The organism is Opitutia bacterium ISCC 52 (assembly GCA_014529675.2).
Taxonomy (GTDB): domain Bacteria; phylum Verrucomicrobiota; class Verrucomicrobiia; order Opitutales; family UBA2995; genus UBA2995.
Genome location: CP076040.1, coordinates 4,169,720 through 4,181,309 on the forward strand (window position 1 = coordinate 4,169,720; position 11,590 = coordinate 4,181,309).

Annotated in this window: 12 protein-coding genes and 1 tRNA gene; 2 read left to right on the plus strand and 11 right to left on the minus strand. The window is 45.2% G+C overall.

The genetic code is table 11. The features are described from left to right. Positions 1 to 39: 39 nt before the first annotated feature. Positions 40 to 116: transfer RNA gene (locus tag GA003_17840), tRNA-Met, on the minus strand. Between the two features lie 236 nt (positions 117 to 352). Here GA003_17840 and rpsB point away from each other — a divergent pair. After that, entirely contained in the window at positions 353 to 1,207 is an 855-nt protein-coding gene (rpsB, locus tag GA003_17845) for a 30S ribosomal protein S2 (GenBank protein QXD27848.1), read from the plus strand. Positions 1,208 to 1,228: 21 nt separating this feature from the next. Then, positions 1,229 to 1,822: a translation elongation factor Ts gene (gene tsf / locus GA003_17850; protein ID QXD27849.1), complete on the plus strand. Its 594-nt coding sequence runs from the start codon at positions 1,229 to 1,231 to the stop codon at positions 1,820 to 1,822. An 88-nt stretch (positions 1,823 to 1,910) separates the two neighbouring features. Here tsf and GA003_17855 read toward each other — a convergent pair whose 3' ends face one another. The 10 genes from GA003_17855 to GA003_17900 all read right to left on the minus strand — a co-directional run bounded on the left by GA003_17855 (position 1,911) and on the right by GA003_17900 (position 11,510). Beyond that, positions 1,911 to 3,302 (minus strand): tetratricopeptide repeat protein, encoded by a 1,392-nt coding sequence (locus tag GA003_17855; protein ID QXD27850.1) that lies wholly within the window; start codon positions 3,300 to 3,302, stop codon positions 1,911 to 1,913. 7 nt (positions 3,303 to 3,309) lie between these two features. Next, a complete protein-coding gene (locus GA003_17860; protein QXD27851.1) occupies positions 3,310 to 3,966 on the minus strand; it encodes an energy transducer TonB in 657 nt (218 codons plus the stop codon). A gap of 30 nt (positions 3,967 to 3,996) precedes the next feature. Beyond that, positions 3,997 to 4,401 carry a biopolymer transporter ExbD gene (locus GA003_17865; GenBank protein ID QXD27852.1) on the minus strand — a complete coding sequence of 135 codons (405 nt, stop codon included), beginning with the start codon at positions 4,399 to 4,401 and terminating at the stop codon, positions 3,997 to 3,999. Positions 4,402 to 4,405: 4 nt separating this feature from the next. After that, the gene (locus tag GA003_17870) at positions 4,406 to 5,044 is read right to left on the minus strand and encodes a MotA/TolQ/ExbB proton channel family protein (GenBank protein QXD27853.1); all 639 of its coding nucleotides are present in this window, start codon (positions 5,042 to 5,044) and stop codon (positions 4,406 to 4,408) included. A 12-nt stretch (positions 5,045 to 5,056) separates the two neighbouring features. Further along, entirely contained in the window at positions 5,057 to 6,460 is a 1,404-nt protein-coding gene (locus GA003_17875; protein QXD27854.1) for a MotA/TolQ/ExbB proton channel family protein, read from the minus strand. Between the two features lie 47 nt (positions 6,461 to 6,507). Continuing rightward, entirely contained in the window at positions 6,508 to 7,290 is a 783-nt protein-coding gene (locus GA003_17880; GenBank protein ID QXD27855.1) for a DUF3450 domain-containing protein, read from the minus strand. A gap of 51 nt (positions 7,291 to 7,341) precedes the next feature. Then, complete coding sequence (locus GA003_17885; protein QXD27856.1) at positions 7,342 to 8,730, minus strand: tetratricopeptide repeat protein; 1,389 nt, start codon at positions 8,728 to 8,730, stop codon at positions 7,342 to 7,344. 146 nt (positions 8,731 to 8,876) lie between these two features. Then, positions 8,877 to 9,293 (minus strand): biopolymer transporter ExbD, encoded by a 417-nt coding sequence (locus GA003_17890; protein ID QXD27857.1) that lies wholly within the window; start codon positions 9,291 to 9,293, stop codon positions 8,877 to 8,879. 33 nt (positions 9,294 to 9,326) lie between these two features. Then, positions 9,327 to 10,703 (minus strand): MotA/TolQ/ExbB proton channel family protein, encoded by a 1,377-nt coding sequence (locus GA003_17895; GenBank protein QXD27858.1) that lies wholly within the window; start codon positions 10,701 to 10,703, stop codon positions 9,327 to 9,329. A 42-nt stretch (positions 10,704 to 10,745) separates the two neighbouring features. Further along, on the minus strand, positions 10,746 to 11,510 hold the full coding sequence (locus tag GA003_17900; GenBank protein ID QXD27859.1) for a DUF3450 domain-containing protein: 765 nt from the start codon (positions 11,508 to 11,510) through the stop codon (positions 10,746 to 10,748). Positions 11,511 to 11,590 lie beyond the last annotated feature (80 nt).

Below are 11,590 nucleotides of genomic sequence, written 5' to 3' on the forward strand. Positions count from 1 at the left end.
AAATGGCCGAGGCCCACCGGTTTTACCGATGAGCCTCGTTGGGTGCAGGGCTCGGATTTGAACCGAGGACCTTCAGGTTATGAGCCTGACGAGCTACCAGACTGCTCCACCCTGCAACATTAGAAAGAGGACGAATAGTTTTCAGATTCGCACTCGATTCAAGGCTTTTTTTCAGCAATTTAGACTTTTCGGCCTTAAACCCTAAAAATCACGCTTTATGCGGGCAAATACGCCTTGCTTTTCTTTTCCCAACCGGTAGCTTTTCCTACTTTTTCCGTAATCACGGAAAACAAACACTAAACCTAAAATTACTCGACAAGGAGCCCATCCAATAAGGGTTCCTGCAATTATCATGAATATAACTGTTAGAGATCTATTCGACGCTGGCGTTCACTTTGGTCACCAAACCAAACGCTGGAACCCAAAATCCAAGCCTTATGTTTTCGATCACCGTCAAGGGATCAGCATTATGGATCTAGGCAAAACTTTTGAATGCCTGGAAAATGCATCTTCTTTTATTGAAGATACGGTAGCAGGAGGAGGAAACATCCTTCTCGTTGGCACCAAAAAGCAAGCGCAAGAAGTTATGCGGGAAGCCGCAGTAGCTACTGAAATGCCCTTCTGTGTTAGTCGCTGGCTCGGAGGTACGCTGACCAATTTTTCAACTATCCTCAAGAGTATCGCAAAATACAAAAAATACTTGGCGATGGAAACCGACGGTTCTCTGGACAAACTTCCCAAAAAGGAACTGGCCGTAGTCCGTCGAGAAATGAGTCGGATGAACAGAAACTTCGAAGGACTTCTGGAAATGCCAGAATTGCCCGACGCCATCTTCATCATCGACATCAAGCGCGAAGACATCGCAGTTGCTGAAGCCCGCCGCTTGGGTATTCCAGTAATTGCGCTGGTGGATACAAATTCAGACCCAACTCTCGTCGCCTACCCGATCCCTGGCAATGATGACGCCGTTAAGTCCATACGTATTATTGTAGAAACCATTATGGAAGCTCTACAAAACGGAATGGCCAAGCGTGAGGCCAACAAGACAGCTCAGACGTTCGTTGCTGAACCAACCATGGAATCCTACTCCGAGCAAGTTGCCGCGGAAGCAGAAGAGAACATGGAAGAAATCACAGTTACGATCGACCCAGAGTTAATGGTGGACCAAGAAGCCAAGCGTGAAAGTAGCGAGGAATCACAATCCTAAACATTTTAAACTTAGATCTAAATGAGTGTACAAATAACCGCCTCTATGGTAAACGACCTGCGCCAGAAAACTGGTGTTGGATTAATGGACTGCAAGAAAGCGCTTGTCGAAGCTGACGGAGACATCGAAAAAGCAATCACTGCTCTACGCAAAAAAGGCGTATCAACAGCAGCGAAAAAAGCAGGACGCACAACAAGTGAAGGACTCATCGAACAATACATTCACATGGGTGGAAAAGTAGGTGTTCTTCTGGAATTGAACTGCGAAACTGATTTTGTTGCCAAAACGGACGACTTTAAGGCTCTTGCCAAAGACCTTTGTCTCCATGTTGCCGCAGCCAATCCATCCTACTTAAACCGGGAAGAAGTCCCGGAGGAAGAGGTGAGTAAAGAACGCGATGTTGCTACTGCCCAAGCTGAAGGCAAACCCCCACAAGCCATTCAAAAGATCGTGGATGGCAAACTGGATAAGTTCTTTTCCCAAATCTGTTTTGTAGACCAACCTTTCGTTAAGGATCCATCCAAGGTAATCAAAGATTTGATTACCGAGAAGGTTACTCAACTCGGTGAAAATATAGTTATACGTCGTTTCTCTCGTTACCAACTCGGAGAGTAAGCTTCTCTTACTTACTTCTTTAAATAAAAAACCTGCTCCAAATCGGAGCAGGTTTTTTGTTTAAAATGATAAAATGGATCTGTTACCTTTAGCGTCTTCCCAATCTTTGGCGGCGACATACACGATCTACCTGATCCATGAATTCCTCAACGGAACTAGAATATTTGATGTCCAACGCATCGCTCAGCATTGGCACAGCGTCACAGTACAATTTGTTCTGCACTAACATCTGAGCGTAATCAACAAGAGCCTGGTATTCATAATCTTCGAGCTCCATTGCTTGCTCATAGTACTTACGTGCTTCTTCAAAGTTCTTCTCACTACCGTGGAACTTTGCCAACAGGAGGAGTGTTTGCCCATCGTCCGGCTCAATCTCTAAAATCTGCTCAAGAAAACCAATGATAACAGTGGTTTCCTTTTGTTCCCCCATGGCTACCTGGGCTTCCAGACGGAGAAGGGTAAGGTGATGCTTTTCTTCAAGCCCACCAGCAAATATCTTACGGATGACATTAATTAATTCCTGTCCATTAGTCCAGAAACCACGACTAACCATGACATTCGCAGAATTCACGGGAACGTCCTGGGCTTGCTCAGGATCAAGCTCGATGGACTCGATGTAGGCCTCAGTTGCAAGTTCCACTTGATTCTCATTCAGGTAAATATCACCTAATCGCCCCATGGAATCAGCATTTCCCATCTTCATCCGACGAACAATTTCATAATTGGCAGCCGCATTCAGAGTCTGATCTAGAGCAATAAATGAATTCGCTTGAAGAAGAAGAAAGTCTTTTTCGGCTTCAGCGTCAGGCGCGCGAGCAATCATTTCTTCAAATAAAGAAACCAACTCAAGGTGCTTTCCTTGGTTAATGAGCGTAGAAGCTAGGCCTTTATACCAGTCTAGTGTATCTGGGTCAGCTACGATGGCTTTCTTATAAGCACTTTCAGATTCCAAAATCTTTTCTTGGTTCAAGTAGATCATACCCAATAACCCGAATGTCCGCGCATCATCTTCTCCAAGTGCAGTCGCAGTGGAGAATGATTTTGCTGCGCCTACCCAATCCTCGGTTTGGAGTGAGCAATATCCCAATAATTTATGGGCATTCTGGAAGGTCGGCCATTTATCAACTGATCTTTTGAAGAAGAGGGCCGCCTTCTTGATATCGTCAGAGCTGTAGTAATGCAGCCCCAATGTGAAATCTAAGGCAGAACTCGCTTGAGGAGTAATGACTCCAGCCAGGTAAGCCAACGCCTGTTTGTCATTGATTTCCTTAAGGTTAGAATACTGGGTCAGGATTTCTTGCTCATCTGACTTAATAGTGGGAATCTTTGATCCCACAGCATTTAAGTCTTTGTAGTAAGAATCAAAGTAGCCCGGTTTCTTCCAAAACTGCATGTCAATCTCAGCAGTCGCGGATGTAGAAAATCCAACAACAGTTACCAGGACTGTAGCAATGCGTGCTATTTTCGAAATTGATTTCATGAATGCCTTATCGACGAAGAGTGAATGCTAGTGGCAATCTTACTCGGGTTTTAACTTTCTTGTTATCTTTTTCGCCTGGTTCAAATTTCCACTGGCGAACTGCTTTAACCGCGTTTTCGTTAAACTCACGATTGGATGACTTTTCTATGCTGGGACGTTTCACATTACCAAGTTCATCTACGATAAAGACCACATTGACGGTTCCTTGAACACGATTCCGCTTAAGTTCCGGCGGATATACAGGTGCAATACGAACGAGAGGAACGGGAGCCTTATCAAGATCAGCGATCTCAAACACCATGTCATCGAAGTTATCCGCAATATCAAATACTTGAACTGAAACACCACTGGAAGACATTCCTCCATCTCCTGCGTTTAAAGCCATATTGATTTGATCAAGGGAAAGCTGCTGTTGTTCCTTCTTCATCTCAATGTCTTCCTCAACTTCTTCCTCTTCCGGTGGATCAGGAGTTTCCGGTGGAGGTGGTGGAGGAGGCTGAACTTGGACACGAGAATTCTTACTGTCGTCTGCGTCGTTGTTCAAATTCGATAGAATTTGTGTCAGTGGCAGAGCAACAAACAGAGCAACGGTAATAATTACTCCTAAGGGAATCGAAAATGGTAATGAACTACCCTGATAATTCGAAGAGAATACTTTTTTCATTTAATTATTGGTTGGGGTGGTCGGGTGGACTTAGTTCACCTCCGAAGAGATGCTAATCTGGTTGGCTTGACCCAGTTTACATTCGTCAATCACTTGAATGACGATACCAGCGCTTGCATTTTGATCAACTTGCAGAATAACCGGCATTGAGCTTCTGGCATTCAGTCGTCGAACAATGGGACGAATCCCAGTAACTCCTACTTGATTACCCCCGTATACAACCGCGTTGTTACCCGTGATTGCAATGAGGATAGAATTCTTCTCCAAACGTAGCGCGGTTTGGGTAATGGGTTTTTCAATGTCTACGCCTGGTTCTTCTACAAACACAGTCGTGACGATAAAGAAAATTAACAGGATGAATACCATATCAATCATCGGTGAGATGTTGATATCGTTAAGATCCTCTGCAGCGGCTATTGATTTACGTCCTTTCATGGAATTAGGCCTCCTGCGTTGATGGAGTTAAAGATCCGTTGGTTGTTTTTTGCGTTTTTTGCAGCATCAAACTCTCTAATCTTACGAGAAAAGCGGAATATTGGTTTCGTTTTTTCTGGATCATGGAAACTAACAAGTATCCAGGAATCGCGATGATCAATCCCGTCTGGGTAGTAATGAGAGCCTCTGAAATACCTTCAGCGACGAGATCAATGGTCTTACCGGATCCACTGGCGAGCCCCTTAAAGGTCGCCAACATACCAATAACAGTTCCCAGCAGCCCCATGAGTGGCGAGACAGTCACGAGGATGTTTAAAAACATAAGGCGGGCATCTACAACGGGGAGTGAAGCACTCGAAATTTCTAAAAATCGATTCCGAATTTCGTCCGGGTCTCCTTGTCCCTCTTCTTTTACGTAGCTGATTACTTCTCCTACGTGGCCATGTCCTTGTTCAGGATCATCGATCCAAGTTTCATAGGTAGCTTCAGTAATTTTATTATGATTACCTCGCATGAAGAAGAGAATCAACTCCATGGCGGAGAAGAAAATGATAAAGGCCAAGAAAACAAGCGGAATCATGACCCAGCCACCGCTGAACCAGACTGCCGAAATTTCGTCAAATGTTACTCCGAGAACAAACATGTTTTATGCCGATTAGTTTTTGTGTGGTAAGCCGTTCACAAGTCCAACGGCGGTGCGTTCCATACTCCCGAGAACACCCTTGGACATTCTGGAGAGAAGCGCATGAGCAATCAAAGTGGGTATCGCGATAACCAAACCAAATTCGGTAGTGATCAAAGCTTCAGAAATACCCGATGAAAGTTGAGTCGCATCTCCAGTCCCGAAGATGGTGATCAACTTGAAAGTATTAATCATACCCGTTACAGTTCCTAGCAGTCCAAGAAGCGGAGCGGTAGCAGCTGTAACAGCGATAAAAGGCAAGAAGCGCTCAAGTTTGGGCTGAGTGCTCAACATTCTTTCGTAGAGAATCTCTTCAATAAGATCTTCATCTGAGTCAATGTGCTCCAAAGCAGCGACCAGCATATCACCAACAGGACCTTTAATGCCACGGGCATAGGCCAAAGCATCATCAGGGCGGTCGCTATTTAAATGCTCCAGGATAACCTCTAAATCTTTGATTTTGCCCTTCTTAACAGAAACAATCTCGAAGACTTTGAAAATGGAGATTAAAAAGGCAGCCGCAGCAATGATGAGGATAGGCCACATGACCAAACCACCTTTTTTAATGTGCTCTGGAAGAGACTCCGTTAAGTTTCTAATGTCGAGTGCCTGGCCTAATTTGACATCCAAGAATAAGGTGCCTTGACCGGTTGTGGTTACATCCGCCATTTCCTTCTCAGGTGCAAAGGGCTTGGTAAGGATTTTTTCCAATTTTGCGCCGGCGATGTCATTACCAGCAGAGAGAGGGTTGATACTAACTAAACCAGAACTGCTTGCCGAATCGGAAAACAATCCAATGGGACCTATAATAGCATAGTTTCCATCAATGATGGTTCCATCAGCCAGTTCGCATTTCCCTTGGAACTTGTATCCACCTACTGATTTAAACAAGCGATCAAACGAAGTATTAACAGCATCGATTTGAGCTTGGAAACGATCTAAAAGCGGAACTTCACGAACATCTTGAATCTCAATAGCACTGTCAGCCACTTCTTTATAAAGCTGAACTTCACCCACGTGAATATTCACTCCAATAAATTCCTTAATGTAGTTTCCGAGAGCAGTATGCAAGTAGTCGATCTGGGTCACTAGCTCCTCAGATCTCGTACCCATCTCGGCCTTCACACGGTTGGCACCGGACGCTTCTTCAACCACTTTGTCACGCTCGATTGTCAATTCGATCTTTTGGTCTTCCAGATTGTTGATCTCTTTTGCCAATGGAATCTTCCCAGCAGCAATGTCATTTCTTAGCTGGGTCAATTCGGTAAGTGCTCGTTCCAAGTCACCGGCTGTCGTATTGGCAGCGGTGGTGGCACGATCTTGGGCTGAGAGCGTGAATAGCGGTATCAGCAGACTGATAATAAGAAGCTTTTTCATAGAAAGTATTGTTTTGGAAGTCATTTTTATTCGCCGACTGGGTAGTTCTATTCTTGCAGGGATACTGGAACACTAACGAAAAGAGCTGGCTTGCGATTATCCGCCACAAGAATGGCATCGTTCACTGCCTGAGCAATTTCTGGTCTTTCGATCCATTCCCAGCCTTTACCAACAACGGGATACCCATAACCGGCAGTGGTCATGGCTTCATCAGAAAAATAAGCTTGTCCGAAGCCTATGTATAGAGTTCGCACCTCAACTGTTTCTCCATTTGCTTCCCGGAGTTCACTACTCAGATTGATCGTTTTATTGAAGTACTCGACGTTCCTCAATATGGAGAGCACGTTCTGAATGCGTTCTTCTAGAGGTATTTCAACAATTCTGTCCAACGTTGGATCTGGGATGCGGCGCATTTGCGTAGCCACTTTTTCTATAAATACGGCAGGGAAAACGGAGGATAACTCGATCAACTTAGCTTCAAAGACTGGAACAGCCTTCTCAACGATGGCAATGGCAGCTTCGTATTCAGTAATTTCAGCTGATAGTTTTTTCTCATTGTCGCCTTGTGAGGAAATATCCTCACGAGCAACAGCGATGGCAGACGTGAGAGATTCAATCTCTGCCTTCATGAAATCAATACTCTCGTTGAGCGTTTTCTCTTCAGCCATCCATTCGGTTCTCTCCTCAGCAATAATCTGACGAGTTTCAACCCACTGCTTTAAGGTTACACGCGCGTTCTCGAGTTCTTCTGCCCCTTGAACTCCGGCCCAGCTACCTAAGAGCGTAATGATCGCGAACAATGGGATTTTAAATTTTTTAGTGGTGGTCATTTCTGTGTTTTCCGGGGAAATGGGTTAATACGTAAGGATCGAAAGTAGAATTTAATTAGCGACAGCGCGATAAACATTTCGGGCAGCGACGAGGTATTCTTCTACTTCGTCTCTTGGATCAATGTTTTGAGCACGCTCCAAAGCACGGATGGATTCGCGGTATTTTTCGTGGGCCATCAGCGCCTTACCGTAATGGTAAAGAGCCTTGGATTCATAAATGCTGATGCTTTGAGCTCTTTCGTAGAGAAACTCAGCTTTTTCAAAGTCACCGGCCGAAGAATAGTAATCTGCTAGAAGTATAAGCACTTCTCCATCCAATGGATTTTCAGCCGCCATCTCTTCCAAAGTGGGAATGATGGCGGCAGTAGCCTGCCCCGATTCAGCCTGAATCTTCGCTTGTAGTTTCCTTACTTCGAAAGACTGTTTGCTATCCAGACTATTGCCGTAGGTCTTTTGAATCTCAGTTAGTACCTCATTGGCAGCATCAGTGAACCCTGCTTCAATGAGGGTAGCCGCTGCATCAAGAGGCTTCTCTACATTGAGACGTCCTTGTTTAGAAATAGCATCTTTGTAAGCTCCTAAGGCTGCTTCAACAAAGTCATTTTCAACATAGATGTCTCCTAAAGCGACCAGGTTTTCTGCTGAAATTTGTCCCAAGCGACGAAGCACTTCATAATTAGAAGCAGCGGAAAGATTGTCTCCTAGCCCCATGTAGGCATCTGCCTGGAGTCGCCAGTATTCAGCTTGCTCAGGAGCACCTTCGATCAAGCGGTCAAAAAGTCCAACCGCATCCTGAAATTTACGCTGATGAAGAATACTTCTAGCGAGTCCGTATTCCCAATCTTCGTTTTCCACTTCATAGATTAAAGCAGAGCGGTAGGATGTTTCGGCTGCAATATACTGTTCCTTCTCAAAAAAGAGATACGCAAGGATCGCATAAATGTTCTTATCTACAGCGCCCAGTTTCACCGCTTGTGTGAAGTGGACGAGCGTCTTATCCAAGTTGCCCAACTGGAAATAGAGAAAACCGATATTCTCATGCGCACGGAGGAAATCCTTATGCTTCTTTATGGCATTTTCGTAGCTCTGAACCGCCTGTTGCAGTTGTCCGTCCTGATAATACATGTTTGCCAGTATCATATCAAACGAGGCGCCGGAATCGGGCAATTGAGTCTTTTCAACCAACATTGCTTTTGCGGCAGCTCGATCAGTTTGCAGAACTAACAACAGTTCTTCTTCGATGTAAGTCTTGTCTACCGGAGACACGCGAGGCTCTATGGTTATCCGTGGAGCATAGGTTCCAATGAAACGATCGACAAAGTCAGGGTTGTTCCACGGATTGGACTCCGGCACCTGGGCATCGGTGAATGAGAATCCGAGGGCACTAAACGCAACCAGAAGGATCGAGAATGGTTTGGATTTTTTAATTTGGCGTAACATGTGAACTAAGAGTTATCGTCTTGTAGATAAAGAGAGCGGAATATGAACCCGAGCTTCACGGCCTTGCTGGCACGCACTCTGGATTTTGATTTCCATTGGTTAGTAGCTTCGAGAGCTGATTTTGTGAAATATTGAGCATAGAGGATTTAGTCAGTGGCAGAAGAAAGGCTGATAATATCGGCTCCCCCTAAACGGGCTTCATCCATAACGCTGACAACGAGTCCAGCATTCGCGGCGTCTTGAGCCTCCACAACAACGGGAGCTTCAGGGTCAGCAGCGAGTACTTGACTCACTTTGGGGCGAACAGAGCCGAGGGCTACTTTTTCGCCGTTGTAGAAGATCTGATTGTTTTTATCTACGCGAATGTTGACGGATTCCTTATCTTCGTCTTGTGGCTCGGGCTGGTCTACAGGATTAGGACGATCAACGCCAAATCCAGACTCCTCCACAAATACCGTCGTAACGATAAAGAAGATTAAGAGAATGAAAACCATATCAATCATCGGAGAGATGTTGATATCGTTATTGTCGTCGCCGCCTGAAAGTGATTTGCGATTTCTCATGTCTGTGGGAGAACGATTGAGCTGGTTTGCTTATTATTTTCTGCCTGGCAAACCATTGATAAATCCAATCGCGGTTCGTTCCATACTACTAAGAACACCCTTGGATTTACGTGAGAGCAAGGCATGGAAAATCAGAGACGGAATCGCCACAATCAAACCGAATTGAGTAGTGATTAAAGCTTCTGAAATACCTGTTGATAGTGATTTTGCATCACCCGTTCCAAAAATGGTAATCAATTTAAAGGTGGTAATCATACCCATTACCGTTCCAAGCAGTCCTAAAAGAGGTGCAGTCGCAGCGGTAACAGCGATGAAAGGGAGGAAGCGTTCCAGCTTAGGTTGGGCTTCGATCATCTTTTCATAGAGGATTTCCTCTACATGATCCTTGTCTTTGTGATGATTGTTAACGGCAGCCGTTAGAAGCGCTCCTACAGGACCTTTAATCTTCTGAGCATATCCTAAGGCTTCATCTTTATTTCCATTGTTGAGTGCCTCGATAATGAAAGCCAAGTCCTGAGGACGAGCACGGCGAACACCAGAGATCTCTATAAATTTAAACAGGGCAATCAACAAGGCGATACCGGCCATGGTGAGAATAGCGATCATTGCCTTACCACCCTTTTTTACGATCTCAACAAAGGTGTCTTTGGCCTCTTCGATCTGGACCGCGGCACCAAGCGTCATATCGTAGGGGAGAGATCCAGACCCATTAGAGGAGAACTCTGAAATCAATGGATCGTATAATTCGCCTACGCTACTAACTGAGGGCTGGGCTGAGCCGAACTCGCGAGAAGCGATACCAGCTACATTGTCTTCAGGGCGGGCGAAATAAACGATGGGGCCCACCATAGTGTATGTGCCTTCCTTAAGACGACCACCGGGAACAACCCCTTTACCTTGGAACTGGTGACCTCCAACCAAGTTTTCCAATCTACCTATGGCTTGCTCAACTACTTTCAATTGAGTGCTGAAACGATCTGAAGCAGATAAGTTAATATCTTCAGTAGTAAGTTTGGCGTTTCCAACGCTTTCAGCGTATATCTGGCTTTCACTGATATGAAGGCGATTGTCAAAAGAGCGGATATACTCCCCCATCAAACTACTCATATAAGCGTTGGTGTCATCTAGCAAATCAACCTCATTACGGAGGGAGCCAAGATCACGGTCAGTGTTGTCGCGGCGACGTAAAATACGATCGCGATCAGCGCGGAGGGCGAATGCAGCGTCTTTAAGACGACTTTCTTCAGCCTGAAGCGGTTGGCGTTCAACAACGATTTGTTCCTTCAAGGCTTCTAACTGCTCAATTGAGGCGTTTAAGTTTGCTTTAACGGAGCCAGAGACCGAATCGAATGTTTGAGCTGAAGCAGCGGAGATCGCACTTAGCAATAGGATGGAAATTAGTTTTTTCATGCGGAAATAATTGTAGAGAATTGCTGAGTTCTTCTTGAAATATTATTTAGCGGGTAAGACCACAAATTCAGCGGGGATTTCACTCTTAAATACACGAATGGCGCGGTCGACGTCTTCGAGGATGGTGGCATCTTCTGTCCAGGTCCACCCCTTCTCAATGTCAACCGTTCCGTATCCTGCCAGTCCTTGATCTCGGTTCGCATAATACGCACGACCAAGTCCGATGTAGATCACGTTTAAGCTAACCGTGCTACTACCGACTTTTCTGGCTTCGGTAAATACGTGGATTCCATTATTGAAAACCTCCATTTGGTCGAGAAGACCCACAATGTTTAGCATGCGCTCTCCCAAGCTAGCCCGAATCTCGCTTTCTGGCGTGTTCCGATCAGGAATGCGGTTGGTCAGACTTTCCAGGTCACTTTTCTTCTCCTGGGGGAGTGCATTGGCGAGCTTGGTTACGCGTTGTTCATACCCACGAATAACAGTAGCTACTACTGCAGATGCTTCTTTAAGTTCCTCGATCTGCCCGTTCAAGCTGATCCGGTCCTTTTCGGCCTGCGTAGATTGCGCTTCCATCTCTTCAATCCCGACTTCCAAAAGCTCGATCTCGAGTTCTAGCAACTCGACAGCATCGAGTAAGGATTGCTTCTGGATGCGCCAACGCGATTGTTCATTGGCTATTTCCTGGCGGGACTGAACGAGTTCCTGGAAAATATTCCGAGTTTCTTCTAGTTTGGACTGCCCCCAGCTCAGGGTTGTGAGGCCTACTAGGGCAACTGATGCGATCGCAAGTAATCTCTTGGTCATAAGAAGTGTCAAAAAGGTCGAAGTTAAGTAAAAACCGATTCGATGTATAGATTTTTTTAAATAAATGTAAGAAAGAGAAT

Coding starts and splice junctions, on each gene's coding strand:
- GA003_17855 (QXD27850.1), bottom strand. CDS start 3,302: ATGAAATCAATTTCGAAAATAGCACGCATTGCTACAGTCCTGGTAACT.
- GA003_17865 (QXD27852.1), bottom strand. CDS start 4,401: ATGAAAGGACGTAAATCAATAGCCGCTGCAGAGGATCTTAACGATATC.
- GA003_17880 (QXD27855.1), bottom strand. CDS start 7,290: ATGACCACCACTAAAAAATTTAAAATCCCATTGTTCGCGATCATTACG.
- GA003_17900 (QXD27859.1), bottom strand. CDS start 11,510: ATGACCAAGAGATTACTTGCGATCGCATCAGTTGCCCTAGTAGGCCTC.
- GA003_17875 (QXD27854.1), bottom strand. CDS start 6,460: ATGAAAAAGCTTCTTATTATCAGTCTGCTGATACCGCTATTCACGCTC.
- rpsB (QXD27848.1), top strand. CDS start 353: ATGAATATAACTGTTAGAGATCTATTCGACGCTGGCGTTCACTTTGGT.
- tsf (QXD27849.1), top strand. CDS start 1,229: ATGAGTGTACAAATAACCGCCTCTATGGTAAACGACCTGCGCCAGAAA.
- GA003_17860 (QXD27851.1), bottom strand. CDS start 3,966: ATGAAAAAAGTATTCTCTTCGAATTATCAGGGTAGTTCATTACCATTT.
- GA003_17870 (QXD27853.1), bottom strand. CDS start 5,044: ATGTTTGTTCTCGGAGTAACATTTGACGAAATTTCGGCAGTCTGGTTC.
- GA003_17890 (QXD27857.1), bottom strand. CDS start 9,293: ATGAGAAATCGCAAATCACTTTCAGGCGGCGACGACAATAACGATATC.
- GA003_17895 (QXD27858.1), bottom strand. CDS start 10,703: ATGAAAAAACTAATTTCCATCCTATTGCTAAGTGCGATCTCCGCTGCT.
- GA003_17885 (QXD27856.1), bottom strand. CDS start 8,730: ATGTTACGCCAAATTAAAAAATCCAAACCATTCTCGATCCTTCTGGTT.